At 70.4% G+C, this 26,351-nt stretch carries 23 protein-coding genes; 13 read left to right on the top strand and 10 right to left on the bottom strand.

Going from position 1 to position 26,351, the window contains the following annotated elements; genetic code table 11:
• The first annotated feature begins 331 nt into the window (after positions 1-331).
• Positions 332-1,360 carry an ATP-dependent 6-phosphofructokinase gene (locus IM767_RS19870; RefSeq protein WP_109212079.1) on the top strand — a complete coding sequence of 343 codons (1,029 nt, stop codon included), beginning with the start codon at positions 332-334 and terminating at the stop codon, positions 1,358-1,360.
• A gap of 526 nt (positions 1,361-1,886) precedes the next feature.
• Here IM767_RS19870 and IM767_RS19865 read toward each other — a convergent pair.
• The gene (locus IM767_RS19865) at positions 1,887-2,858 is read right to left on the bottom strand and encodes a hypothetical protein (RefSeq protein ID WP_109212080.1); all 972 of its coding nucleotides are present in this window, start codon (positions 2,856-2,858) and stop codon (positions 1,887-1,889) included.
• A gap of 284 nt (positions 2,859-3,142) precedes the next feature.
• Complete coding sequence (locus tag IM767_RS19860) at positions 3,143-5,287, bottom strand: S9 family peptidase (protein ID WP_239453497.1); 2,145 nt, start codon at positions 5,285-5,287, stop codon at positions 3,143-3,145.
• A gap of 156 nt (positions 5,288-5,443) precedes the next feature.
• Here IM767_RS19860 and IM767_RS19855 point away from each other — a divergent pair, with 156 nt between their 5' ends.
• From IM767_RS19855 to IM767_RS20925, 5 genes are all read left to right on the top strand, one after another.
• A complete protein-coding gene (locus IM767_RS19855; RefSeq protein WP_109212081.1) occupies positions 5,444-6,754 on the top strand; it encodes an inorganic phosphate transporter in 1,311 nt (436 codons plus the stop codon).
• The gene (locus tag IM767_RS19850) at positions 6,751-7,080 is read left to right on the top strand and encodes a peptidase (protein WP_109212082.1); all 330 of its coding nucleotides are present in this window, start codon (positions 6,751-6,753) and stop codon (positions 7,078-7,080) included. The genes IM767_RS19855 and IM767_RS19850 overlap by 4 nt, the downstream gene beginning before the upstream one ends.
• A 45-nt stretch (positions 7,081-7,125) precedes the next feature.
• Positions 7,126-8,085, top strand: coding sequence for a phosphodiesterase (locus IM767_RS19845; RefSeq protein ID WP_109212083.1), 960 nt, complete (start codon positions 7,126-7,128; stop codon positions 8,083-8,085).
• A gap of 208 nt (positions 8,086-8,293) precedes the next feature.
• Positions 8,294-9,775, top strand: a complete 1,482-nt coding sequence (locus IM767_RS19840) for an aspartate ammonia-lyase (protein ID WP_109212084.1) — start codon at positions 8,294-8,296, stop codon at positions 9,773-9,775.
• Positions 9,776-9,836: 61 nt separating this feature from the next.
• Positions 9,837-10,370: a DUF4190 domain-containing protein gene (locus IM767_RS20925; protein ID WP_239453499.1), complete on the top strand. Its 534-nt coding sequence runs from the start codon at positions 9,837-9,839 to the stop codon at positions 10,368-10,370.
• 123 nt (positions 10,371-10,493) lie between these two features.
• On the opposite strand, the gene IM767_RS19830 is transcribed toward IM767_RS20925, so the two are convergent.
• Entirely contained in the window at positions 10,494-11,357 is an 864-nt protein-coding gene (locus IM767_RS19830; RefSeq protein WP_109212085.1) for a fumarylacetoacetate hydrolase family protein, read from the bottom strand.
• 84 nt (positions 11,358-11,441) lie between these two features.
• Here IM767_RS19830 and IM767_RS19825 point away from each other — a divergent pair, with 84 nt between their 5' ends.
• The 3 genes from IM767_RS19825 to IM767_RS19815 all read left to right on the top strand — a co-directional run bounded on the left by IM767_RS19825 (position 11,442) and on the right by IM767_RS19815 (position 13,939).
• Complete coding sequence (locus IM767_RS19825) at positions 11,442-12,668, top strand: PrsW family intramembrane metalloprotease (RefSeq protein WP_109212086.1); 1,227 nt, start codon at positions 11,442-11,444, stop codon at positions 12,666-12,668.
• Between the two features lie 166 nt (positions 12,669-12,834).
• Positions 12,835-13,203, top strand: coding sequence for an FKBP-type peptidyl-prolyl cis-trans isomerase (locus IM767_RS19820; protein ID WP_109212087.1), 369 nt, complete (start codon positions 12,835-12,837; stop codon positions 13,201-13,203).
• A gap of 172 nt (positions 13,204-13,375) precedes the next feature.
• On the top strand, positions 13,376-13,939 hold the full coding sequence (locus IM767_RS19815) for a YceI family protein (protein WP_109212088.1): 564 nt from the start codon (positions 13,376-13,378) through the stop codon (positions 13,937-13,939).
• Between the two features lie 69 nt (positions 13,940-14,008).
• Here the strand turns inward: IM767_RS19815 and IM767_RS19810 are convergent, their stop codons facing one another.
• The gene (locus IM767_RS19810; protein ID WP_109212089.1) at positions 14,009-14,656 is read right to left on the bottom strand and encodes an NAD(P)-dependent oxidoreductase; all 648 of its coding nucleotides are present in this window, start codon (positions 14,654-14,656) and stop codon (positions 14,009-14,011) included.
• 101 nt (positions 14,657-14,757) lie between these two features.
• On the opposite strand from IM767_RS19810, the gene IM767_RS19805 reads away from it, so the two are divergent.
• The gene (locus tag IM767_RS19805) at positions 14,758-15,705 is read left to right on the top strand and encodes an AraC family transcriptional regulator (protein WP_109212090.1); all 948 of its coding nucleotides are present in this window, start codon (positions 14,758-14,760) and stop codon (positions 15,703-15,705) included.
• A 12-nt stretch (positions 15,706-15,717) separates the two neighbouring features.
• Here the strand turns inward: IM767_RS19805 and IM767_RS19800 are convergent, their stop codons facing one another.
• Positions 15,718-16,662 carry a DMT family transporter gene (locus IM767_RS19800; RefSeq protein ID WP_109212109.1) on the bottom strand — a complete coding sequence of 315 codons (945 nt, stop codon included), beginning with the start codon at positions 16,660-16,662 and terminating at the stop codon, positions 15,718-15,720.
• An 84-nt stretch (positions 16,663-16,746) separates the two neighbouring features.
• Positions 16,747-18,057: an MFS transporter gene (locus IM767_RS19795; protein WP_109212091.1), complete on the bottom strand. Its 1,311-nt coding sequence runs from the start codon at positions 18,055-18,057 to the stop codon at positions 16,747-16,749.
• Between the two features lie 183 nt (positions 18,058-18,240).
• Here IM767_RS19795 and rpsO point away from each other — a divergent pair, with 183 nt between their 5' ends.
• Positions 18,241-18,510, top strand: coding sequence for a 30S ribosomal protein S15 (gene rpsO / locus IM767_RS19790; protein WP_005048780.1), 270 nt, complete (start codon positions 18,241-18,243; stop codon positions 18,508-18,510).
• 166 nt (positions 18,511-18,676) lie between these two features.
• Here rpsO and IM767_RS19785 read toward each other — a convergent pair whose 3' ends face one another.
• Together IM767_RS19785 and IM767_RS19780 are read right to left on the bottom strand one after the other, a co-directional pair.
• Positions 18,677-19,699 (bottom strand): isopenicillin N synthase family dioxygenase, encoded by a 1,023-nt coding sequence (locus IM767_RS19785; RefSeq protein WP_109212092.1) that lies wholly within the window; start codon positions 19,697-19,699, stop codon positions 18,677-18,679.
• Positions 19,700-19,853: 154 nt separating this feature from the next.
• Positions 19,854-20,996 (bottom strand): epoxide hydrolase family protein, encoded by a 1,143-nt coding sequence (locus IM767_RS19780; protein WP_109212093.1) that lies wholly within the window; start codon positions 20,994-20,996, stop codon positions 19,854-19,856.
• A 68-nt stretch (positions 20,997-21,064) separates the two neighbouring features.
• Between IM767_RS19780 and IM767_RS19775 the strand changes: the two genes are divergently transcribed.
• On the top strand, positions 21,065-22,015 hold the full coding sequence (locus IM767_RS19775) for a helix-turn-helix transcriptional regulator (protein ID WP_109212094.1): 951 nt from the start codon (positions 21,065-21,067) through the stop codon (positions 22,013-22,015).
• A gap of 104 nt (positions 22,016-22,119) precedes the next feature.
• On the opposite strand, the gene IM767_RS19770 is transcribed toward IM767_RS19775, so the two are convergent.
• Positions 22,120-23,355 (bottom strand): oxygenase MpaB family protein, encoded by a 1,236-nt coding sequence (locus IM767_RS19770; RefSeq protein WP_198426180.1) that lies wholly within the window; start codon positions 23,353-23,355, stop codon positions 22,120-22,122.
• A 185-nt stretch (positions 23,356-23,540) separates the two neighbouring features.
• Positions 23,541-24,716: an acyltransferase family protein gene (locus tag IM767_RS19765; protein WP_109212096.1), complete on the bottom strand. Its 1,176-nt coding sequence runs from the start codon at positions 24,714-24,716 to the stop codon at positions 23,541-23,543.
• Positions 24,717-24,848: 132 nt separating this feature from the next.
• On the opposite strand from IM767_RS19765, the gene IM767_RS19760 reads away from it, so the two are divergent.
• On the top strand, positions 24,849-26,342 hold the full coding sequence (locus IM767_RS19760) for a carboxylesterase/lipase family protein (RefSeq protein ID WP_109212097.1): 1,494 nt from the start codon (positions 24,849-24,851) through the stop codon (positions 26,340-26,342).
• Positions 26,343-26,351: the final 9 nt, after the last annotated feature.

The following is a 26,351-nucleotide window of genomic DNA, read 5'->3' as shown; positions in this document are numbered from 1 at the left end:
ATTCGAACAACGCTATCGCCGCCACACGCTGCGGCTCAGACAATGAACTACGCGGATGCACAGAACTGCCCCCTGAAAATCGGAACTGGATTCTCCAGTCCAATTTCCAGGGAGCAGTTCACACGCGCCGCCCCTTCGTCGTGCTCGGGCGTGGTGCTCGGGCGTTGTGCGCTGGCGTCGTGCGCTGGCGTCGTGCTCCGGCGTCCTGCGCTATCGCGGCAGGGCAGATCCCGGTCGGCGCAGTGACGTGTGGCAGGGCGGGCCGTCCGCCACTAGTGTCGGGGGAGGCAGCGTCGCCGTCCCTTTTCCCCCGACTTGCGAGGAACACAGCATGAAGATCGGCATCCTGACGAGCGGCGGCGATTGCCCCGGACTCAACGCGGTCATCCGCGGCGTGGTGCTCAAGGGCACCACGACCTACGACCTCGAGTTCGTCGGCATCCGTGACGGCTGGCGCGGCGTCGTGGACGGTGACTTCTTCCCGCTCACCAGGCACGAGGTGAAGGGCCTGTCCAAGGTCGGCGGCACGATCCTCGGCACCTCACGCACGAACCCGTACGAGGGTCCGCGCGGCGGCGCGGAGAACATCGCGAAGACGATGTACGGCCACCGCATCGACGGCATCATCGCGATCGGCGGCGAGGGAACCCTCGCCGCGGCGAACCGCCTGTCGAACGACGGCATCAATGTGCTCGGCGTCCCGAAGACGATCGACAACGACCTGCGGGCCACCGACTACTCGTTCGGCTTCGACACGGCCGTCAACATCGCCACTGATGCGATGGACCGCCTCCGCACCACCGGCGACTCGCACCAGCGGTGCATGGTCGCCGAGGTGATGGGACGCCACGTCGGCTGGATCGCCCTGCACGCCGGCATGGCGGCGGGCGCCCACGCCATCTGCATCCCCGAGGTGCCGATGTCGATCGACGAGATCTGCGCCCAGGTCACCAAGGCGCACGACCGCGGTCGCGCACCGCTGGTCGTCGTCTCCGAGGGCTTCACCCTCACGGGCATGGACGAGGCCTACAGCGACAAGGGTCTCGACGCCTTCAACCGCCCGCGCCTCGGCGGCATCGGCGAGGTGCTCGCCCCCGAGATCGAGCGCATCACCGGCATCGAGACCCGCTCCACGGTGCTCGGCCACATCCAGCGCGGCGGCTCGCCTTCGGGCTTCGACCGCGTGCTCGCCACCCGCCTCGGCCTCCACGCCGCCGACGCGGTCGTCGACGGCGCCTGGGGCCAGATGGTCGCGATGCGCGGCACCGACATCGTGCGCGTGCCCTTCGTCGACGCCCTCGGCGAGCTCAACACCGTGCCGCTCTACCGCTACGAAGAGGCCGCCGCCCTCTTCGGCTGAGCGCGCGTGCGGAGAGCGGATGCCTCGGCCCGAGGCATCCGCTCTCCGCTGTTCCCCGCAGCCGCGCTCCGCTGCGCGGCCCCTACACCTGCGCCCCGCGGTCCTCCCAGCTCTGCGTCGGCAGCCGGCGTGTCTCAGTACGTGCGGCGTCCGCCGGGGTACCCCGTGCGTTGTGCGACACGCGCCGGACGGATGTCTCAGATGCGGTGGGTCCTCCGTGGGGAAGGCCGCCAAAGCTGTGACATACCGGGGCCGCCGCCCTCGGGCACCCATCCCAGCGCGTGGCTGCGGCGTCGTGTCTCAGTACTTGAGGCGTCCGCCCGGCAGACCCCGCGCGTTGTGTGACACGCGCCGGGCGGATGTCTCAGCTGCGGTGGGTCCCACGTGGGGGAAGCCGCCGAAGGTGCGACACATCCGGCGCCGGCACCCGGCGACAGCAGAAGAGACGGCAGACTGCACACGGCACATCGCACCCTGCAGAGGGAAGACAGCAGCGGGCGGTCGGGCAGAAGGAGCGCACCGGGGATCAGGGGGCGCCCGGGCGCCAGCCGGCGTCGACCAGCGCATCTGCGGCGCGGCGCACGGCGACGGAGGGATCGGGGTGCAGGTGATGGCTGAGGACGCGCACCAGACGCCAGCCCGATGACGCAACGGCGTCCCAGCGGTCCGAGTCGCGCGCGAACTGCTGCTCGTCGAACGCGTGTGTTCGTCCGTCGTGCTCGACGGCCACCTTGTAGTCGGGGTAAGCGAGGTCCAGTCGCGCGACGAACACGCCGTCGGCACTTCGCAGGGTCCAGTTGAGACAGGGCTCCGGCAGACCGGCGCGCACGATCGCGAGCCGCAGCGCGGTCTCTTCGGCTGTCTCCGCGCCGACGCGGATCCCGCTCAGCGCGCGCGTCAGGACACCACCCGCGACATCCCCTGCCTCCTCGACCTCTCGCCGCAGGTCGTCGAGCGTGACAAGCCCGTTCCTCGGCAGAACCAGGAAGTCGCCCGCGGCGATGAGGTCGTCCAGCTGCCAGAGCGAGGCCGCCTGTCGCCACATTCGTGCCGGATGCTCGATAGGCAGGCCACGAGCTGCCCATCGGGCCGGTTCCCGAGCCTGCAAGCGGTGGCCGACGACGCCCGCCCGGCGCGGCTCGCCGGCGGGTCGGCGGGCCGAGACGTGGAGTTCGCGCGCAGACGCCCTCGTGAAGGGCAGCGGTGCGCCGACGAGTGCCAGGCCGCAATCGTGGCTGAAGAACTGGTCGGCAGTGAGGGCCGGAGCGAACAGCGCGGCCCGTGCGAGCAACTCCTCGCGGAGGCGTGCCAGCCTCCGCGAGTTCGTCTCGTCGCGCGGCGGGTCTGCCGCTTCCGGGCGTGGCGCACGGACGCCGCGCGTCGGGCGCTCGAGGTCGGCCGCGCGCAGACGCGAGGGTGAGACGCTGTGATCCCGCGCCTCTGCGACGGAGAAGGCGCGGCCGCTCAGCGCTGGGGGAAGCGGATGCGCGCGTGACACGATCCCAGTAAGCGGCCTCGGGTGGCGGCATCCGTCACGTGAAGCCGATTCTGTGCGATCGCGCTACGCCGCGCCGTCTGTGGAGGAGCGGTCGCTGCCGGCGTGTCCCGGTTCCGGCGGCCTCCCCGACGCTCCGCGCATCGTGAGTGCGACATGCTGCTCCGCGCGTCACACTCGAGGCGACCACGCGCTCTCGCGACCCACGTCTCCCGAGACACGCGCTCGCGGCTCGGCACTGCGAGGAGAGCGGATGCCGCGGCCCGCGGCATCCGTCATCGCACGGGTCAGGCGTCCGCGACGCCGAGGACGTCGAGCAGCCAGGCGAGCTCGAAGGCGCGCTCGCGCCAGGCGTTGTAGCGGCCGGAGACGCCGCCATGCCCGGCGACCATCTCGCACTTGAGCAGCGCGTCGGCACCGACCTCGCGCAGGCGCGCGACCCACTTCGCGGGCTCCACGTACAGAACGCGGGTGTCGTTGAGCGACGTGACCGCGAGGATCTTCGGGTACGCGACGCCCTCCCGGACGTTCTCGTACGGCGAATACGTCTTCATGTAGGCATAGACGTCGGCGTTGTGCAGCGGGTCGCCCCACTCGTCCCACTCGATGACCGTGAGCGGCAGCGACGGGTCGAGGATGGTCGTCAGCGCGTCGACGAACGGAACATCGGCGAGGACGCCGGCGAAGAGCTCGGGCGCGATGTTGGCGACGGCGCCCATCAGGAGCCCTCCTGCCGACCCGCCCTCGGCGACGAGCTGCGACGGCGTCGTGTAGCCGTTGTCGATGAGGTGCAGCGCGCTGTCGACGAAGTCCGTGAAGGTGTTGCGCTTGTTGAGCAGCTTGCCGTCCTCGTACCACTGCCGGCCCATCTCGCCCCCGCCGCGCACATGCGCGACGGCGAAGACGACGCCGCGGTCGAGCTCCGACAGGCGCGGAACCGAGAAGCCGGGCTCGATCGAGTGCTCGTACGAGCCGTAGCCGTATAGGTGGACCGGTCGCGGGGCCACGCCCGCGTCGCCGAACGACTGCTTCCAGACGAGCGAGATCGGGATCTGCGTGCCGTCCTGCGCGGTCGCCCACACGCGGGCCTGCGCGTAATCCTCCGGGTCGTAGCCGCCGAGCACCGGCTGGCGCTTGCGCAGGTGCAGTTCGCGCGTCGCGACATCGAGGTCGTACACCGTGCCGGGGGTGACGAACGAGCCGTAGCCGAGGCGCAGCAGCGGCGGGGCCCACTCCGGGTTGCCGCCGGTGCCGACGGAGTACAACGGCTCGTCGAACGAGATCTCGTCGACGGTGCCGCTCGTGTAGTCGAGCATCCCGAGGCGGGCGAGGCCGCCGCGCCGGTAGCCGACGACGCCCCAGTCCCGGAACGTCGACACGCCGAGCAGGCGCTCGCCGGGGCGATGGGGGATGACGACCGAGCGGTCGCCGGAAGGATCGGATGCCGCGACCCGCACCAGTTCGAAGTCCAGGGCGCCGTCGTTGTGCAGGATGAAGAGCACGTCCTCGCCGTCGACGACCGCGTGCTCGGAGTCGTACTCGACGCCTTCGGTGCGCGGCCACACCACGCGCGGCTCACCGCGGAGGTCGTCGGCATCCAGCAGCCATTCCTCGGAGGTGATGGACGAACCGAGGCCGATCACGAGGAAGCGGTCGCTGCGGGTGAAGCCGGCGCCGACCCAGTACTTCTCGTCGGGCTCGTGAAACAGCTTCGCGTCGTCGGCCACCGGCGTGCCGAGCTCGTGCAGCCAGACGGTGTCGGGGCGCCAGGCGTCGTCGACCGTCGTGTAGACGATGTAGCGGCCGTCGGGGGAGAAGGTGGCTCCGGCGAAGGTGCCGGGGATCTCATCCGGAAGCTGCTCCCCGGTGACCAGGTTGCGGACGCGGACGGTGTATCGCTCATCGCCGGCGACGTCGACGCCGTAGAGCATGAGCGTGCCGTCGTTGGACACCTCGAAGCTGCCGAGCGAGAAGAATTCGTGGCCCTCGGCCTCCACATTGCCGTCGAGGAGGATCTGCTCGCCGGCGACCTCGACATCGGGTGAGAGCTCAGGCGGCGTCCAGTCGTCGGCGGAGTCGAGCGGAGCGCGGCACTGGATGCCGTACTGCTTCCCCTCGAGCGTGCGCCCGTAGTACCACCACTCACCGCGGCGAGTGGGCACCGAGAGGTCGGTCTCGAGCGTGCGACCCTTGATCTCGCCGAAGATGCGCTCGCGCAGCTTCTCGAGGTGCGCGGTGCGCTGCTGGGTGTAAGCGTTCTCCGCCTCGAGGTGAGCGACGACCGCGGCATCCTCCTTCTCGCGGAACCACTCGTAGCGGTCCTCGACGTCATCGCCGTGGTGCGAGCGGACCGTGATCCTGCGGTCGGCGACGGGCGGACGGATGCCGGCGTCAGGGGCGGACGGGGCGGGTGCGGAGTCGCTGAGAGTCACCGTTCCACGGTAGTCGCCTCCGAGTTGACCGGCAGGGTCGCCGATGTAGGATTCTTCCTGGCCGGTTGCCGGTACCTGAACTCTTGGTGAACTGTTCGTTCGTCGCGCCGATCTCGTCGGCACCCTCCTTCCGCACCTCCTTCCCGAAAGCGAACGGTGGAAACCGCAACCCTCATCACCGTCGTGCTGGTGATCGCCCTGGCGCTGTTCTTCGATTTCACGAACGGCTTCCACGACACCGCCAACGCCATGGCGACCCCGATCGCCACCGGCGCGCTCAAGCCCAGGACCGCGGTGCTGCTCGCCGCGGTGCTCAACCTCGTCGGAGCCTTCCTGTCGACGGAGGTGGCCAAGACCATCTCCGGAGGCATCGTCCGGGAGGATCAGATATCGGAATCGATCTTCCCTGCCGTGATCCTGGCGGGCCTCATCGGCGCGATCACCTGGAACATGCTCACGTGGCTGCTGGGCCTTCCGTCCTCGTCGTCTCACGCCCTGTTCGGCGGCCTGATCGGCGCGACGATCGTGGGTGTCAGCATCACCGCCATCGACTTCGGCGTCGTGATGTCGAAGGTCATCCTCCCCGCCCTCATCGCGCCGCTCACGGCGGGCATCATCGCGTTCACGGTGACCAAGATCGCCTACGCGCTCACCCGCCGGTACGACAACAAGCCCGACGGGCGCGACGGCTTCCGCGTCGGGCAGATCTTCACGTCGTCCCTGGTCGCGCTCGCGCACGGCACGAACGACGCGCAGAAGACGATGGGCATCATCACGCTCCTGCTCATCACCGTCGGCCTCCAGGACCACCCCGAGCCGGAGCTCTGGGTCATCGTAGCCTGTGCCGTGACGATCGCGCTCGGAACCTACATGGGCGGCTGGCGCATCATCCGCACGCTCGGCAAGGGCCTCACCGAGGTCAAGCCCGCGCAGGGGTTCTCGGCCGAGAGCTCCACCGCCGCGACGATCCTCGCCTCGAGCGCGCTGGGCTTCGCGCTGTCGACCACGCAGGTCGCCTCCGGGTCGGTCATCGGCTCCGGGCTCGGCCGGCGCGGCTCGCAGGTGCGCTGGCGCACGGCCGGGCGCATCATGGTCGGCTGGGTGCTCACCCTTCCCGCCGCAGGTGCTGTCGGCGCCCTCGCGGCGCTGGTCGTGACCTGGCTCGGCTTCTGGGGCATCATCATCGACGCGGTGCTCGCCACCGTCATCATCCTCGCCATCTTCCTGCGCTCCCGTCGCAACGAGGTGACCGCAGCCAACGCGATGAGCGAGGTCGCGGAGTCCGGCCGCGCCGTCAAGGTCAAGCGCAACCCGCCGCCCACGCGACGCCAGCGCGCCATCGCCCGCGAGGAGGCGCGACAGAAGTCGGCCGCCGCCGCAGCGGCGAAGAAGGCGGCGAAAGCGGGCAAGAACACCGAGCCCGCCGAGCAGGCGCCCGCCGGTCAGAACGACGGAGGTGCGCGATGACCATCGACTGGATCGCGTTCGTGCAGGTCTTCGTCGCAGCGATGGTGGCGGCGGTCCTGATCGTGAGCTTCTACGCGCTGGGACTGCGTCTCCTCGTCCGCGCCGGCCGCGCCCCGGTCGTCGCGCCGGCCGAATTCACCGACGCCATCACCGTCATCACCGAGAAAGAGGCGCGCCGCGCAGAGAAGGCCGCAGCCAAGGCGGCCAAGCGCAGCCCGCTGACCGAGGGCCAGAAGCGCTTCGCGCTCGTCGGCGCGTACGCCTGCTTCGTCGTGTGCGCCGCCGCGGTGCTGGGCGGACTGCTCCTCATCGTCTTCAACCACTGAGGTCTCCTCCCGCACGGTGGGGGAGGCCCGCAATAGGGTGAGTGCATGGTCCCCACGCCCTCCTCAGCCGCCGGCGGGGCGCACGGAGCCCCCGGGCGCGGGCCGGCGCCGATCCAGTTCGGCCAGTACCCGCCCGCGCGGCGCACGATCCTCCATCTGAGCGACACGCATCTGCTGGCCGGTAACGCGCCGCTGGGCGGACGCTTCGACACCGCGGCGAATCTCACCCGCACCCTCGAGGCGGCCGAGGCCACCGGCATCCGTCCCGACGCCATCGTGTTCACGGGAGACCTGACCGATCTCGGCGAGCGGGAGGCCTATGCGGCCCTGCATGCTGCTGTCGAGCCGGTCGCCGACCGGCTCGGTGCCCCCGTGGTGTGGATCGCCGGCAATCACGACGAGCGGCCGGCGCTGCGCCGCGATCTGCTGGGGCTCGAAGCGACCGAGGAGCCGGTCACGGGCGTCTGGGACCTCGGCGGCCTGCGCCTGATCGGGCTGGACACCACCGTTCCGGGGTGGCACCACGGCGACCTCGACTCGCATCAGCTGGAGTGGCTTCGTCACGAGCTCGTGACCCCCGCACCGCTCGGCACGATCCTCGCGCTGCACCACCCGCCGCTGCCGTCGCACGTTCCCCTGTTCGACATCCTCGAGCTGCGCGACCAGGGTCGACTGGCCGAGATCGTCGCCGGCACCGACGTGCGCGCGATCCTCGCCGGCCACCTGCACTACTCGACGAGCGGCACCTTCGCCGGGGTGCCGGTGAGCGTCGCGGCGGCAACCTGCTACACGATGAACCTCGCCCGTGCGGCGGTCGAGGTCAACGGCATGGACGCCGGTCAGTCGTTCCACCTCGTGCACGTCTACGACGACACCATCACCCATTCAGTCGTGCCCGTCGTCGACGCGCCAACCGGCGACTTCTTCTCCGCGGAGTGGGTGGAGCGGATGTCGCGGCTCACGCCCGAGGAGAGGCTCGAGGCCTTCTCGCGCAAGCGCCACTGATCCGGCCCACGCCGTAAGCCCCGCCGCGAGCACGGCGGTGGTGTGCTGACCGCATCGCTCGCCCGCCGCAGCCGGCTCCCGGTCGACCGCCGCACTGTACGTCTGGGCGGGTCGCGGTGTACGCGGTGTACATGCCCGCGCACAGGGGCCGAGGGTAGTCTCGAACCATCCCGCACACCGCTGTGAACGACCCACGAGGACTGCACACATGGCTCTGGACGCAATGACGCGCACCCGCATCGAGACCGACTCCCTGGGATCCCTGGAGATCCCCGCCGACGCGTACTGGGGCATCCACACCGCCCGCGCCCTGGAGAACTTCCCGATCTCCAAGCGACCGATCTCGGTCTACCCCGACCTGGTGCGTGCGCTGGCCATGGTGAAGCAGGCATCGGCTCGCGCGAACCGCGAGATCGGGGTCCTCGACCCCGCGAAGGCCGACCTCATCGATCGCGCCTCGCAGCTCGTCATCGACGGCGAGCACCACGATCAATTCGTCGTGGGGGTGATCCAGGGCGGCGCCGGCACCTCGACGAACATGAACGCCAACGAGGTGATCACCAACATCGCCCTCGAACTGGCCGGGCGTGAGAAGGGCGACTACGCCTTCCTGTCGCCGATCGACGACACCAACCGCAGCCAGTCCACCAACGACGTCTACCCGACCGCGATCAAGGTCGGCCTGGGCCTCGACCTGCAGACGCTCCTGGAGGAGCTCGACCTGCTGCGCCGCTCGTTCCTGGCCAAGGCCGTCGAGTTCCACGATGTCCTCAAGGTCGGCCGCACGCAGCTGCAGGACGCCGTGCCGATGACCCTGGGCCAGGAGTTCCACGGCTTCGCGACGACGCTCGGCTACGACCACCAGCGCCTCACCGAGAACGCGTACCTGCTGTACGAGGTCAACATGGGCGCCACCGCCATCGGCACCGGCATCACCACCCACCCCGCCTACGCTCCCGCCGTCCTCCGTCACCTGCGCGAGATCTCGGGCCTGGATCTCGCGACCGCCACCGACCTGGTGGAGGCGACCAGCGACACCGGCTCGTTCATGTCGTTCTCGGCATCGCTCAAGCGCAACGCGATCAAGCTGTCGAAGATCTGCAACGATCTGCGCCTGCTGTCGTCGGGTCCGCAGGCCGGGTTCGGCGAGATCAACCTCCCCGCACGTCAGGCGGGATCGTCGATCATGCCTGGCAAGGTCAACCCGGTGATCCCCGAGGTCGTGAACCAGGTGGCGTTCTCGGTCGCCGGCGCCGATCTCACCGTCACCATGGCCGTCGAGGGCGGACAGCTGCAGCTCAACGCGTTCGAGCCGGTCATCGCCCACTCGATCTTCCAGTCGATCACGTGGCTGCGCCAGGCGATGTACACCCTGCGCGTCAACTGCGTCGACGGGATCACCGCGAACCGCGAGCGGCTCGGCGCGATGGTCGGCTCGTCGGTCGGCGTCATCACCGCGCTCACTCCGTTCATCGGCTACGCGGCCGCGGCTGCGCTGGCCAAGACCGCGCTGCTGACCGGGCGCGGCGTCGCCGACCTCGTCGTCGAGGCGGGCCTGATGTCGCGCGAGGACGTGACCAAGCAGCTGTCGCCGGCGCGCCTGTCGGGGCTCGAGACCGTGACCGCCGCGATCCCCATCGTCCAGTCGCCCGAGGACGTCGTCCAGGGGGCACCCGCCGACACGCGCTGAGACTGTTGCCGCGGAAGCGCTGCGATCGATAGCGTCAGGGGACTCGAACGAAAGGCGAGAAATGACCGATCCGCAGAATCCGGCGGCATCCGAGCCGCCGCAGCAGCCCGCGTCGCAGCCCTCTGCGCCGCCGCCCGCCGCCGACGCGCCGTCCGGCGCGGGCCCATCGGACTACGCCCCGCCGCCCGCCCGCCCCGAGTACGGGGCGGCTCCGCCCTCGTACCCGCCGGCTGCGCCCGCCTACGGCTCCGCGCCGCCCGCTTCCTACGGCGCCCCGGCCGATGCGCCGGTGCCCGGCAAGACGCTCGGCATCGTCGCGTTCGTGCTGTCGTTCTTCGTGCAGCTCGTCGCCCTCATCCTCGGCATCGTGGCGCTCGTGCAGAGCCGCAAGGCGGGGGCCAAGAACGGATGGGCCGTGGCCGCCATCATCATCTCGGCGGTGCTGATGCTCCTCGGGATCATCCTGTTCTTCGCCATCGTCCTGCCGCTGCTGACGTTCTCCGGCGAGGTGCTCCAGGCCTGCCAGGAGGTCGGCTTCACCGGGACCGTCGAGGTCCGCGGTCTGCCGGTCGACTGCTCCACGGTCGCGAACTGACCTGATATCGGCGACGGCGGGTGCCCATCGGGCGCCCGCCGTCGGCGTGTCCGGGCCCCACCGGCCCACAGCCCCGAGCCCCCGGTCCCGGCGCCGAACGGCAGGCCGTGGGCCGTGAGCGTCTCAGCCCAGGATGCGGCAGTGGGTGGTGAGGGCGCCGATCCCGTCGATCCCGACCGTCACGGTCGAGCGGTCGCGGAGGAACACCTGCGGGTCGCGCGAGTAGCCTGCGCCGCCGGGGCTGCCGGTGGAGATGAGCGTTCCCGGCAGCAGGGTGGCCGACTTCGACAGGTGCGAGATCAGCGTCGCGACGGGACGCACCATCTGACCCGTGGTCGCGTCCTGCAGGGTGGTCCCGTCGAGCACGGTCCAGATGTGGAGGTCCTGCGGGTCGGGCACCTCGTCGCGCGTGACCACGAACGGACCCGTCGGCGTGAACCCGTCGAACGACTTGCAGCGCGACCACTGGGCCTCGGAGTACTGGATGTCGCGCGCCGTGATGTCGTTGACCACGGTGTAGCCCCACACGTGCTCGAGCGCGTCCTCGGGTGACACGTCTTTCGCGGGCGTGCCGATGATGACCCCGAGCTCCGCCTCGTAGTCGACCGACTCGCTCAGCGTGCGTGGCCACGTCGTCGTGCCCTCGTGGCCGGCGAGCGAGTTGGGCCACAGCACGAAGACGGTGGGGGTGGAGTCGGTCTTGAGGCCCAGTTCGCTCGAGTGCGCGGCGTAGTTCAGGCCGATCGCCAGGATCACCGGCGGCGTGAGCAGGGCGGACGCGAAGCCGAAGGAGTCGAGCGGATGCCGCGTCCCGCGGCCTGCGGCATCGCTTACGCGTGCGAGCAAGTCGTCGCCGCCGGCGATGAGCTCCTCCAGCACGCCGGGTGCGCCCTCGAACAGGTCCCCGACGATGATCGCCTCGTCATCCTCGATGAGGGCGAGCCGCGGCTCGCCCGATCCGGGTGACACGACGTGGGCGAAACGCATTACTCCAACCTATCCGGAGGGCGGTGCGACGGGCGATGCGCAAGCCCGTCACGGGTGACCGTTCTGCACCCATAGGCTGTGCGCATGACGCTCGACCCCGGTGCCGACCGACAGCGCCCCTCACTCACGCCGCCCGAGTTCGCGTCCGCCCTCGCGCAGCCTCGCCACGCGGCCCCCGCGGCCATCGCCCCGCCCGCGGTCTCGCCGGCGCCCGTGCAGGTGCCGTCGGCGGCGACGACCCGGCGAGGGCGTTCGGCGTCGATCTGGATCATCGGAATCCTGGTGCTGCTGCTGATCGCGCTGGTGGCCTACTTCCTCAATGCCATCGGGCCGGGGGCATCCCTCATCGGGATGCTGCTCGCCCTGGTGCCGCTGGCGGGCGTTCTGCTGGCGGTGCGCATCGTCGACCGCTGGGAGCCCGAACCGCGAGGACTGCTGGTGCTCGCCGTGGCGTGGGGGGCCATCGCGGCCGTGGGGATCGCGCTCGGGGTCGATCTCCTGCTCTCCATCGTGTTCGGCCCGGCTACCGGCGCACGCGAGGTGCTGCAGGCGGTCGTCCAGGCACCGGTCGTGGAGGAGTTCGCCAAGGGCCTCGGCGTGTTCCTGATCTTCGCCACCGCCCGCCGCGCGTTCGACGGGCCCGTCGACGGCATCGTCTACGGCGCACTGATCGGCGCCGGCTTCGCGTTCACCGAGAACATCCAGTACTTCGCGGTGAGCTTCATCGAGGGCGGCGCGGCCGAGACGACCGGCACGTTCTTCCTGCGCGGCATCCTGTCGCCGTTCGCGCACGTGATGTTCACCGCCGTCACCGGATTCGCGCTGGGCCTGGCCGCCCGGCGAGGGCTGAGCACCGGTCAGGCGGTCGGGCCCTGGCTGGTGGGGCTCGCCGGGGCGATCGCCCTGCATGCGTTCTGGAACGGGTCGGCCGTGTTCGGTGACTTCTTCCTCCTCTACCTCACGCTCCAGGTGCCGCTGTTCATCGGGTTCGTCCTGGGGATCGTCGCCCTGCGCCGGGAGGAGGCGCGCGTGACCAGGCGGCGCCTCGGCGACTACGCCGCGGCGGGGTGGTTCACCCCGCAGGAGGTCGACATGCTCGCCACCTCGGCCGGCCGCAAGGCCGCTCTGGCCTGGGCGCGCACGCTGCGCGGTGACCGCACCGCTCTCATGAAGACCTTCATCGCCGACGCCACGGCGCTCGCCGCGACGCGCCAGCGCGCCATCACCGGCCGCGATCCGCTGGCCGCCGGTGAGGAGCGCGACCTCCTGGTGAAGACCGCGACGACGCGCGCGGCGATGTTCGCCCCCTAGGTCTTGACACTCGCAGGGGCCTCCCGGCATCCTGAATCCAGGTCAACTCAGCGCTCGGTAGACACGCAGGCATCGCCGCGGCACCGAGCGCTGAGTCTTGGATGAGGCTCGTACGCCCGCAGTTAACCGCCTGTGCCGCTCGTCGCTCGCATGCTTGGATGGACTCATGACTGACGACCGCACCAAGCCCGAGATCGACGCACCCGCCGGCCCGGCGCCGGCAGACCTCGTCGTCCGCGACCTCGTCGTGGGCGAGGGCGCCGAGGCCAAGCCCGGCGACACCGTGACCGTCCACTACGTGGGCGTCGAGTACGAGTCCGGCGAGGAGTTCGACTCGTCGTGGAACCGCGGCGAGAGCATCCAGTTCCCGCTGCGCGGCCTCATCCAGGGCTGGCAGGACGGCATCCCGGGCATGAAGGAGGGCGGTCGCCGCGAGCTGGTGATCCCGCCGCACCTCGCCTACGGACCCGCCGGCGGCCACTTCCTCGGCGGCAAGACGCTGATCTTCGTCATCGACCTCATCAAGGTCGGCTGACCACCTCGATCGTCTGGAGGGGACGGATGCTGCGGCATCCGTCCCCTTCGTCGTCCCCCGGAGTGCGCACGTAATTTTCATTCATGGGAATAGAAACTCTGCAAGGCTGTGTTGCACCGCGTATGCCCGTCCCGCGGGCGCCCCACACGGACCTGACAGACGAAGGACGACCATGACCGACACCACCACGATCGATGTTCCCGGCTACAAGGCGGGCACCTGGGTGCTCGACCCCGCTCACAGCGAGGTCACCTTCAGCGTGCGCCACATGATGATCTCGAAGGTGCGCGGCACCTTCGGCATGAAGAGCGCGACCCTGGTCGCCCCCGAGAACCCGCTCGATGCCCAGGTCGAGGCATCCGTCGACGTCACCTCCGTCGACACCAAGGACGAGGGCCGCGACAACCACCTGCGCTCGGCCGACTTCTTCGACGTCGAGAACCACCCGACGATGGAGTTCCGCTCGACCGGCGCCCGCGTCGAGGGTGGCGACTTCCTGGTGGACGGCGACCTGACCATCCGCGGGATCACCAAGCCGGTGACCTTCGAGTTCGAGTTCGGCGGCTTCGGCACCGACCCGTGGGGCAACTACAAGGCCGGCGCGACGGCGAAGACCGTCGTCAACCGCGAGGACTTCGGCCTGACCTGGAACGCCGCGCTCGAGACCGGCGGCGTCCTGGTCGGCAAGGACGTCACGATCACCCTCGACCTGCAGGGTGCGCTGCAGCAGGACTGATCCCGCACCGCGATGAGGAGAGCGGATGCCGCGAGCCGCGGCATCCGCTCTCGTCGTGTCCGCCCGCCGTCAGCCCGACACCGAGACGGTCTCGCCCACCCGGTCTGCGGCCTCGACGAGGTCGGCGTGGACGCGGGCGACGCCCCGGCGGGCGACCTTGTGGCCGCGGATCGTGCCGTCGGTGGACGTGAAGTGATCGGGGGAGTCGCCGTCGGTGAGGTAGACCGGCTGCACGATCGTCCAGTCCAGCTCGGACCCCCTCAGCACCCCCTCCTGGATCTCGGAGTCGATGATCTGCGGGCGGATCAGCAGGGCGAACATGATCCGGTCGGTGAGGCGCAGCAGCGACCGGGTGTCGCCGACGCCGTACGACGACTGCACGACGATGCGGCGGACTCCGGCGCGGCGGGCCGCTGAGACGATCGCCGCGGTGCCGCGGGAGCGGACGTCGTCGTGCGTTCCCTTCGCGCCGCGCAGGCGCACGCGCAGCGGCGGCTCGGAGATGCCGAGCGTGACGACGATGGCGTCGTGTCCCGGCACGACGGCCGCGAGAGCCGATGCGTCGGTCGCGTCGCCGTCGACGCGTTCGAGGCCCGCGCGGGCTGGGAGTGCGGACGCGTGGCGCGCGAGCGCCGTCACGGTGTGCCCGCGCTCGAGAAGGGCTTCGCAGACGGCGCGGCCGGAGCCGCCGGTGGCTCCGATGACGAGGATGTTCATGATGGTGTCCCTTCGGTGGTGGTGATCCCACTCTCGCCCTCGCGCGCCGGATGATCTATCGTCAGAAGTACGCATTGCTTGATCGATCGTCCGGAGTTCGCATGACCGTGACCATGCCGTGGGACAGTGAGGACGCCCTGACCGCTGCTCTCTACCAGGTGCGGATGCGCGGCGCGTTCTACTCCTGGACGGAGGCCTCCCAGGAGTGCTCGGTCGAGATGCCGCAGTTCCCGGGCACGCTGAGCTTCCACATCGTCGCTCACGGAACGGCCCACCTCGAGGTCGACGGCGCGGCGACGGTGGCCCTCGACGCCGGCAAGCTCGCCCTGGTGCCCAGGGGCATCGGGCACCGCGTGTCGACCACGCCCGGCGCACGGGTCGTCGGGCGCGCAGACCTGCTCCCTCAGGAGATGCTGGGCGACGCGTTCTCCGTGCTGCGCGTCGGCCCGGAGGTGGCGGACCCGCCGCTGGCGATGCTGTGCGGCGTGGTCGCCTTCGACTCGCCGGCGGTCGACGACATGCTCGCGGTGCTGCCCTCGATCGTCGTGGTCGACTCGGCGCGTCACCCGGTGATGGCGGCGCTGCTCCCGCTTCTCGCGCGCGAGCTGCGCGAGCCGATGCCGGGCGGCGAGGCCGTCGCCACGCGCCTGGCCGACGTGCTGGTGGTCGAGACCGTGCGCGCATGGCTGGCCGACGCACAGCAGGAGACCGGCGGCTGGCTCGCCGCGCTCCGCGACCCGCAGCTGGGGGCGGCGCTGGCTGCCGTCCACCGCGATCCGGGGCACCCGTGGTCGCTCGAGGCGCTGGCGCGCCGCGCGGCGATGTCGCGGTCGGTCTTCGCGGCGCGGTTCACGGCGGTGGTCGGGACCCCGCCGATGGCGTACGTCTCCGCGGCGCGCATGCGCGCCGCTCGCGCGATGCTGGCCGAGGGTCGCAGCGTCGCCGCCGTCGCGGCAGCGCACGGCTACGGCTCGGAGGCCGCCTTCAGCCGGGCCTTCACCCGCATCACCGGCGACACGCCGGGGCGGGTGCGCCGCCGTGCCGCCTGAGTTCCCGTCCGGTCAGGCGGTCGCCCGGCGCCCGAGTCGCAGCCGGTCCTGCGCGAGGAGGATGCCGAGGAAGACCACGAGCGCTCCCGCCGGCTCGTTCCACGAGATGGTCTCGCCGAGGATCACGATGCCGAGGATCACACCGACCACCGGGGTGATGTAGGTCACCGTCGACGCCCGCGTCGGCCCCCACGCGCGCACGGTGTTCTGGTTCCAGACGTAGGCGATGCCGGTGCCGAGGCATCCGAGCAGCACCAGGCTCACGACGATCGGCACGTCCAGGCGCACCGGCGTCAGCACCAGGAAGGGGGTGAGCAGCGCCATCACGACGCCCGCCATGGCGATGTAGCCGAAGGTGAAGGCGAGGGCCGACATGCCGGTGTTCGAGACGAACCGGCGCATGTACGCGAAGCTGAACCCGTAGCTCGCGGTGGCGCCGAGGATGGCGAGCTCCGCCACGAGACTGCCGTCGAGTGCGATGCCCTGCCACGGCGCGATGATCACGACGACGCCGAGGATGCCGACGCCGATCCCGATCACCTGCAGCGCCTTGAGCCGCTCCACGCGGAACACCAGCCACGCCATGATCGCGGTCATGATGGGCGTCGTCGCATTGAAGATGCTGGCGACTCCCGAGCTCACGTGCTGCTGCGCCCACGAGAAGAGCAGGAACGGGATGACGCAGAACGTGAGTCCGAGGACCGTCAGGTGCGCCCACACCCGCAGGCTGCGTGACAGGTGCTCGCGCCGCAGCAGGACGAGCGCCGCGAGCGTGAGCGCACCGAGCAGGATGCGTGTCCACGCGACCTGGGCGGGCGAGATACCGGTGAGCGCCACCTTCATGAACAGGAAGCTCGATCCCCACACGACGCCGGCCAGCACGAACTGGATCGCGACGGCCCGGGGCGAGGGCGCGGCGGTGGCGCGCGCTGCGGTCGTCGTCGTGGTCGAGGTCACGGGCCCCACGGTACGCTCGTGCCTCAGCCCGAGGCCCCGGCGCCGGGTGCGACGTCCGAAATCCGCCGATGTGCGACGGTTCGGCTACGGCACCGGGTGCTCGGCGTCGTAGGCACGGAACCGCGGGCTGAACCGCACGAGGGTCGCCACGAGCGCGATGATCACGAAGCCGCCGAGCAGCGGCGGGAACCACAGCGCGGTCAGGGTCGCGAGGGTGCCGGCGTACAGGGCGCCCAGCCGCGGGCCGCCCGCGACCACGACGATGAAGATCCCCTGCAGACGCCCGCGGATGGCGTCGGGCACCGCGGCCTGCACCATGGTGTTGCGGAAGATCGAACTGACGTTGTCGGCCGCCCCCGACACCGCGAGCACGAGGCAGGCCAGCGCGATCAGCACCAGGTTCGGCGTGTCGGCGTCGACGCCCTCCGGCGCGAACCACCCCAGTGCTGCGGCGCCCAGCACCAGGCCCAGGGCGGCGATGGCCGTCCCGTAGACGAGGATCGCCCGTTCGATGCCGAGGCCCTGATGACGGATGCCGCCCACCCGGCCCGAGAACAGGCTCGAGGCGAACGCGCCAGCGGCAACGGACGCGGTGAGCACCCCGGTCGTGATCGGGCCGCCGCCCAGCAGCACGGCGCCGATCGCGGGGAACAGCGAGAGCGGCTGACCGAAGGTCATCGCGATGATGTCGAGGATGAACTGCAGCCGGATGTTCGACGCGCGGCGGAGGAACCGCCAGCCGTCGCGCAGAGACTCGAGTCCGGGCCGGACGATCTCGCCCTCGGGGCGCAGCGTCGGCAGCGTCCACAGGCCGAGGAACAGCGAGGTCATGAGCACGACGTCGAGCGTGTACGTCCAGGCGTACCCGGTGAGCGCGACGAGCAGACCGGCCAGCGCCGGGCCGGCCATGACCATGATCCCGACAGTGATGCCGCCGAGTGCCGACGCCGCGGCGAGGAGCTCGCGGGGGAGAAGGCGCGGCACGATCGCCTGGCGGGTGGCCAGGACGATCGAGTTCGCGGCCGAGTTGACGATGCTGAGGGCGTATAGCCACCACACGGTCTCAAGCTGGGCCCACGTGAGCACCGCGAGCAGGGCTGTCGAGCCGAACGTGACGCCGGCCGCGATCAGGGCGACGGCGCGCCGGTCGAATGCGTCGGCGAGCGTGCCGCCGTAGATCCCGGCGATGATCATCGGCACAAGGCCGGCAACGGCGATCATCGCCACGGCGAAGGTCGACCCGGTCAGGTCGTACATCTGGAGCATGATCGCGACGATCGTCAGCTGCCCGCCGAGCCCGGCGAGGGTCGACCCGATCCACATGCGCGCGAACGCAGGACTGGCGCGGAACGGCCGCAGGTCGATGAAGTGGCTGCGATGCTCCTCGGTGCTCACTCGCCGATCCCGACCCGCACGCTGCACTTCACCGTCCGAGCCTAACCGCGCGCAGGACGCCGAGTTCGCCGGGACATCGCGCTGCTGGTAGACTCTTCAGGTTGCCGTTGGATCGGCCGCGGAGAAAGAGAGCTCGCACATCGGGTGACGGGCACCGCGCAACAAGCAGAGAGGGGATCACCTATGGCACTGGAAGCAGACGTCAAGAAGGCGATCATCGAAGAGTACGCGACGCACCCCGGTGACACCGGATCCCCCGAGGTGCAGGTCGCGATGCTGACGCAGCGCATCAAGGACCTCACCGAGCACCTCAAGGAGCACAAGCACGACCACCACTCGCGTCGTGGGCTGTTCCTGCTCGTCGGTCAGCGCCGCCGTCTCCTGGGTTACCTCCAGGACATCGACATCAACCGTTACCGCTCGCTCATCGAGCGCCTCGGCCTCCGTCGATAAGCTCGCGCCCAGCGTTCAATCGCGCAAAACATTCTTGAGAAGGCCTCCCCACGGTGTGGGGAGGCCTTCGTCATTCCCGTGCGCGATTCGTCGCGGTCGCTTCGCTCCTTCGCTCGACGAGCCCCGGTCGTTGAGCGAGCGAAGCGAGACGAAAGGACGACGACGATCAGGCGGATGCCTCGGCCCGAGCCGCGACGAGATCGGCGTGGTGGATCTCGGCCACGTCGGGGTGGGCGCGCAGGCGCGACTTCAGCGCGTTCTCGCCGTACAGCGCGTGGATCGGGTTCGCCGGATCCTGGGTGACGCCGCGGGCCTGCGCCGCGAGCTCGGCCGGGAGCTCGATGAGCGGCAGGCGCTTGTCGAGCGCGGGGTTGAAGAAGAACGGCACCGAGATGCGGTCGTCGGGATAGCGGGGCGAGATCACCCGGTGCTTCGTGGCGATCAGGTAGCCCTGCGTCGCGTACTCCAGCAGCTCGCCGATGTTGACGACGAACGCACCGGGCACCGGGGGAGCGTCCACCCACTGCCCGTCACGCTCGACCTGCAACCCGCCCTTGCCGGGCTCCACCCACAGCAGGGTGAGGACGCCCGAGTCTTTGTGGGCGCCGACGCCCTGCTGCGGCGTCGGATCCTCCTTGCCGGGATAGCGGACGATCTTGATCAGTGTCGAGGGCTCCCCGAAGTGCTCGTCGAAGTAGCCCTCCGGAGCCCCGAGCGACAGCGCCCAGGCGCGCAGCAGCTTGCGGGCGACACCTGACAGGTGGTCGTGCCACTCCGAGACGACCTCGCGCAGCTCGGGCTGCGCCTCGGGCCACAGGTTCGGCCCGATGAGCCGGGCGAAGTCGGGGGCCTCCGGGTCGGTCACCGCTTCACGCTCCGGGCCGATGTCGATCTGCTCTCGCCAGTCGACCTTGCCCTGCGTGCGCTCGCCGCCGACGCGGGTGTAGCCGCGGAAGTGCGGGCTGTTGACGTTCTCGATCGCGAGCTTGTCGGCCTCGGGGAGCGCGAAGAAGTCGCGGGCCGCCTGGTGCAGGCGCGACTCCAGCTCGGGCGAGATCCCGGTGCCGGTCAGGTAGAAGAACCCGACGTCGTGGGTCGCCGCGCGCAGGTCGTCGCGGAACTGCGCGGCGGCCTCCGGCCCCGCGTCGAGGCGGGAGAGGTCGAGGATCGGCAGGTTGAGCTCGGTCATGGTGCGAGAGTAGGCGGCGGCCGCGGCATCCGCGCCGTTTGTTGCCCACGGTTACCGGCCACCGTCCCCGCCCCGGGAAACGGCGAAAGCGTGGATCCCCGCGCGGCGGTGCGTGCGGGAATCCACGCCTTCGGGGTGTCGTCGGGCGCGTTACTCAGGGGCGGGCGAAGAAGGCGCGGATGTCGCCGACCACCTGGTCGGGGACCTCGAGGGCGGCATAGTGTCCGCCGCGCTCGAAACGGCTCCAGTGGACGATGTTCGAGTTGTCGCGCTCGGCGAACACCTTGATCGTCTGGAAGTCGTCCTTGAAGACGGCGACGCCGGTGCGCGCGTCGCTCACGCGCGGTTCGGCGGCCGCGAGGGCGTTGTCGCGGTAGGCGCGGCTCATGCCGGCCGACGCATTGGCGAACCATGCCACGCTCACCTCGGTGAGGATCGCATCCAGCGGCACGAGCGCCGTGCCGTTGCCGAAGGAGTTGAAGAGCTCGGCGTACGCGAGGTGTCCGACGGGGGAGTCCGACAGTGCGGCCGCGATCGTCTGCGGGCGCGCCGCGTTCATCGTGTTGTACGCGCCGACCGACTGGAACCACTGCATGTGCTCGAGGCCCGCGTAGTCCTGCGGCTCGAGCTTCTCGAACTCCGCCGGGTCTCCGGAGGGGAACGAGAACAGCTGCAGCACGTGCAGGCCGAGGAAGCCCTTCGGATCGAGCAGTCCGAGCTCGCGCGCCACCATGGCGCCGTTGTCGCTGCCGTGGATGCCGTACGAGTCGTAGCCGAGACGGCGCATCAGGGTGTCGTAGGCGGCGGCGACTCGTCCCACCGTCCAGCCGGCACCGGTCACCGGCTGGCTGAAGCCGAAACCGGGCGCGTCCGGCACGACGACGTCGAACGCGTCCTCCGCGCGACCGCCGTGGGCGACCGGGTCGACCAGCGGCTCGATCATGTCGAGGTAGTCGACGAAGGAGCCCGGGTAGGTGTGCGCGAGGAGCAGCGGCGTCGCGCCCTCGTGCGGCGACCGGACGTGGATGAAGTGGATCGGCTGGTCGTCGACCTCGGTGATGAAGTGGGGGAACTCGTTCATGCGCGCCTCCGCGGCGCGCCAGTTGAAGCCGTCGCGCCAGCGGGCGACCGCCTCGGCGAGGTAGGTGTTGGGCGTGCCCGACTCCCAGTCATCCGCGGGCGCGGGCTGGGGGAGGCGCGTGCGGGCGAGGCGGTCGGCGAGATCGTCGAGGTCCGCCTGCGGAATGTCGATGATGAAGGGGCGGATGCCGGTGGCGTGGGTGGTTGTGCTGTTCATGTCTCCGACGCTACGCTCGATATAGGCAAGGTATCTTCCTGTTTTCCAGATCTGCGAAACGAGGATCGATGGCCGAGACGTCGGCGCGGATGCTCGCACTGCTGGCGCTGTTGCAGAGCCGCCCACGGTGGCCCGGTCCCGAGCTCGCCGCTCGGCTGGGCGTCTCGGTGCGCACCATCCGCAACGACGTGGAGCGGCTGCGCTCGCTGGGCTATCCGGTCGAGGCCGAGCGCGGGCGTGCCGGGTCGTATCGACTCGCGGCGGGCGGCAAGCTGCCGCCGCTCCTGCTCGACGACGAGGAGGCGGTGGCGGTGGCCATCGGACTCCGCGTCGCCCGTGGCGTCGCGGGCGTCGACGAGGCCGGTGCTCGAGCCCTCGCGAAGCTGCTGCAGGTGCTGCCCGAGCGTCTCCGGCCGACGGTCGACGCCGTGGCCACGACGGTCGACAGCGGCCCCGAGAACATCGGGACGGACGCGCCCGACCCGGAGGTCGACTCGCACGTGCTGAGCGCCGTCGCTCAGGCGGTCCATGACGGGGAGTGGCTGCGCTTCGAGGACCGGGGCACGCCGCGCCGGGTCGAGCCCTATCGCCTCCTCAGCTGGCAGCGGCGCTGGTATCTCGTCGCCCGCGATCCCGACACCGACGAGTGGGAGACGTTCCGGCTCGACTGGATCCAGCCGCGCATGCCCACGCGCCGGCGGTTCGATCCGGTGCCCGTGCCCGGCGGAGACTTCACCGCCTTCGCGATGCGCTCGATCGCAGCGAGCGGGTGGAACGTGCACGCGCGGCTGCGCATCGACGCCCCCGCCGAGCGCGTGATCGCCCGGATCAACCCGACGGTCGGAGTCGTCGAGGCCGTGGACGCCCAGACTTCGATCCTCGTCACGGGTGCTGACAGCCTCGAGACGATCGCTGCCTACATCGGCATGCTCGGCATGGACTTCACGGTCGAGTCGCCTCCCGAGCTCGTCCCGCACCTGCTCCACCTCGCCGACGTCTACACGCGCGCGGCACGGTGACGGCGGGCGGAGGCATGCGCCTCTCAACGCGTGACGGGTCCCGGCCGCAGCCGGGATGCGCCTCGACGGTCCCGGCCGATCCGGGACCGTCGAGGCGCGCCCGATCAGGGGGTCGGGCGGTTCATGTCCGGGATCGTGATCGGCGTGGTGAGCCCCGACGCGCCGCGGTTGAGGAATGCCATGGCGATGGCGCGCAGCAGCTGGTCGAACAGGTAGAAGTTCACCGGCATGATGGGAATGAGGCCCTCGCGGAACAGGATGTACGACGGCCAGCCCACGCGGATGGTCGCGGCCGACACGTAGTCGCGCTTGAGGCCGAGCCAGTCGCCGACCTCGTTGCCGAGCTGATAGCGAACGAACTCGTTGAGGAACCCGCGCGTGAGGCCCAGGTCGACCTGCGCGACAAGTCCGAGGAGCACCTCGGCGAGATACTTGCCCTCGGTCGTCGGTGCGAGGATCGGCGTCAGGATCTGCGCGGCCTGCGCGTGGGCGGCATCCCAGCTCGCTGGGATGTACTCGTCCTTGACGCCCAGGAAGTGCAGTGCGACCTGCCACGAGTGCAGGAACGCGTCCTCGTCCGCCCGCGACATCGGCACTTTCCACTCCTTGAGCTTCTTGTGCGCGAACGTCCCCGTGCTGTGGAAGGTGACGAGGATGTCGTGGTTCGAGATCGGGATCTGCTCGTCGTGGCCGCTCGCCTGCCAATGCGGTGACTGGGGCAGCAGATGACGGACGGCTGCGTGCACCATGCGCGTGCGATTCGCGGTGACGATGAACTCGCCGGTGTTCTCGAACGCGTTGAGGTCGCTGAGGTCGTAGCCGAACGAGAACGTCTTCGCGGCGCGGTCCTGCATGTCCGCGCCGCCCTTCGAGTGGTAGACCGACCGCGCCTCGCGTGGGATCACCGTGGACATGATGCCGCCGCCGACGCCGTAGATCATGAACAGATAGGTGTCCTTGCGGCGATTGAAGTCCGCGGCCCGCCGGAGCTTGGTCATGTCGGCCCACGGCGGGAGCTGTTTGTGGCCATTGAGCCATCCTGAGATCTCGGGGGGCAGTCCCGAGGGGATCGGCTGCCAGTTGTTGACCCAGCCGTCCATCGCCGCGTTGACCTGGGCGGTCTGCCCCGCGTCGATCATGTTCGCGATGATGCCGTCGATCTCGTCGTCCCAGACCCATTGCGGGTCGACGCCGCTCCCGGACCCGACGACGGACTGGCTCGGCGACCATGTCCATTCCCGCTGGGCGGCCACGCCGGTCGTCGCTGACGCGGCCTTGGGCACCACCGCGCCCGCCAGGCCGAGCGCCGCGCCCAGGGTCAGCACGGAACGTCTGTTCATGTCGGTCACTTGCCGCCTTCTTCCGTAAAAGGGATGGACCGACCCCGGCCGCCACGTCACCCTCGACGTGCTCCGTTACGCGCAGTCCATCCAGGACTGATGTGATTGGCCGTTAACATATGGGCATGCGCGAGATCGCGCAACCCCGACGTGGGGCAGCGGTGCGCGACGACCGACCGCGCGCGTCAGCCGTTCTGACGCGGGTCAGGACGCGGTGTGCGCACCTGCTCGCGCGGACGACGCGATCCCGTGGGATCGCTGCGCCGGCCCTCGCGGCGGGCGAGGTCGTGGTCGGCGAACAGCCACGCGGGCCGCGGCTCGATGAGCGGGCGGAAGATCCTGCGCACCGGGCGCGTCGCGAGGCCCAGCGCGACCAGCACCGATCCCACGATGACCAGCGGCAGCCACAGCCACGTCGGTTCGGCGTTGCGCAGCAGACCGCTCTCGCGGAACGGGTAGAGCGCGAACGAGTGCAGCAGGTAGACGTACATCGTGTACTGGCCGAAGTGCGTCCACCAGTGCGTGTCGCGCGGCAGCAGGGCGAAGAAGGCCGTCGACAGCAGGACCGCGACGAGCATCAGCGCGAGCCGCACGCCGCCCGCCCACCACTGCGTGCCGCCGATCGCCGCGTAGTTCTCGTCGTAGAAGAGCCACTCGCGCAGATTCATCGCGCGCCAGTCGTCCACGAAGAACCAGGCCGTCCACGCCGCGACCGCGAAGACGGCGGAACCGACCGCCCAGACCCACCACGGGCGTCGGTCGAGCAGGCGAAGGCGGGCGACGATGTCGTGCTCGCGCAGCCACCAGCCGAGCGTGAAGAACGGCAGGAGGCCGAGGGTGCGTGAGAGCGAGAAGGTCGAGTCGATGTTGGGTAGGTAGCCGGCGCCGATCGAGATGACGACGGTCCACACCAGGGGCCAGCGCAGGAGGGCGAGGTAGGGCAGCACGACGCGGAAGATCCCGAGCGCGAGCAGGAACCAGAGGGTCCACGACGGTTGGGTCAGGTTGGGGTTCGCCTGCCCCTCCACGATCCACTTGGTCAGCGTCCACAGCCCCTCGAACACGACGTACGGCACGAGGATGTCGGTGATCACGCGCGCCATCTGCGTGCGGGTCGGGGCGTCCGACTTGGAGAAGTATCCCGAGATGATCGCGAAGGCCGGCATGTGGAACGCGTAGATGACGAGATAGAGGCTCAGCGCGATGTCGGAGTCGTACGTGAGCCGCTGCACGGCGTGGCCCAGCACCACGAGGACGATGCAGGCGAAGCGCGCGTTGTCCCAGAACGGGGTGCGCCGCTTCGGGCGGGCGATCGATCCCGTCGGGGTGGTCGCCGTGGGCGGAACGCTGCTGCCGGTCATCGTCACCTCTCGCCGGGGCGCACACCAGACTATCCGCGTGGGCACGGGGGCGCCGTTGCTTGACACCGAGTCCCGCACTGCTCGAGTCTGAGTGCGAGCGTGCCGACGACGCGCCTCAGAAGGAGACGTGCGATGACGGATGCCGCGACCGACGCCGCCGCAGAGGTCACCGCTGCGCGTCCCGTCGTCGCGGTGAGCACGGGTCGCGTCCGCGGCATCCGGGAGGGCGGACTGGATCGCTTCCTCGGCATCCCCTACGCCGCGCCGCCCGCCGGAGAGCGTCGCTTCCGCGCCCCCGAGCCGGCCCGCGCGTGGGAGAGGGAGCGGGATGCCGCCGCCTTCGGCCCGACCGCCCCGCAGACCCCGTACGGCGCCCACGTCGCGAAGTACCTCCCGACCGTCGAGATCGCCGGCGACGACGTCCTCACGGTGAACGTCTGGACCCCCGCCGACCGCTCCGCCGACGCCGCGCTGCCGGTGCTGGTCTTCGTCCACGGCGGCGCCCTCACGAGGGGCTCCGCCGCTCTGCCGACGTACGACGGGGAGAGGTTCGCGCGCCACGGCATCGTCTACGTGTCGATCCAGTACAGGCTCGGCCAAGAGGGCTTCGCCGTCCTCGACGACGTGCCGCGCAATCTCGGCGTGAGCGACCAGGAAGCCGCCCTGCGCTGGGTCCGCCGTGAGATCGCGGCGTTCGGCGGCGACCCCGGCTGCGTGACCGTGATGGGGCACTCGGCCGGAGCCAACACCCTGACCGCCCTCCTGGCGCTCCCTCACGCGAAGGAGCTCTTCGACCGGGCGATCCTCCAATCCGGACCGCTCTCCGCCCAGCCCCCGAAGAAGGCCGGACGCATGACGCGCGAGGTGGCGAAGCGGCTGAAGATCTCGCCGTCGAAGGGCGCCTTCGCCGCCACCGATCCGAGCGCACTCGTTGCCGAGCAGACCGCGATCGCCGCGGGCGGCGGCTCCCCGCTCGGCCGGAGCCCTGCCGTCGCGCTCGCCATCGGCGGCGACGCCGTGCCGCGCACTCCGCTCGACGCCCTGATCGACGGTGCGGGGCGCGACATCCCGGTACTCATCGGCTCCACGAGCGAGGAGTACCGGCTGTGGCTGGTTCCCACCGGCGCAGTGGATCGGGCGACGGCGTTGACCCTCGCCATCGCGCGGCGCTTCGCGCGCGTCCCCGCACGTATCGTCCGCGCGCACCGATCGCGGCGACCCGAGTCCACGCCGGGCGAGGTGCTCGGCGAGGTCGTCGGCGACATGCTGCTGCGCGGCCCGATCGTGCGGTTCGCCGACAGCCGGACCGGCGACGCGTCGCCGACGTGGGTCTACGAGTTCCGCTGGCGGAGCCCGGTGGACCGGCTGGGCGCGGCGCACGGGATGGAGCTCGGCTTCGTCTTCGACCGCCTGGAGACGCCCGACGCGGTGGCGATGGGTGGCCCTGACGGCCCGCAGTCGCTCGCCGACGCGATGCACCGCGCGTGGGTCTCGTTCGTGGTCGACGGCGACCCCGGCTGGGAGCCGTGGTCCGTGCGGCGGCCCGTGCAGGCCTTCGATGCGGACGGCGGGCACATCGACTACGCGCCGCGGCAGAACGAGCTCGACGGGCTTCCTCGGGGGTAGTCTGACGCC

It is taken from the genome of Microbacterium ureisolvens (genome assembly GCF_015278315.1).
Taxonomy (GTDB): Bacteria; Actinomycetota; Actinomycetes; order Actinomycetales; family Microbacteriaceae; genus Microbacterium; species Microbacterium ureisolvens.
Note: the sequence above shows the minus strand (reverse complement) of the source record. Positions and strands in the feature narration are given on the sequence as shown.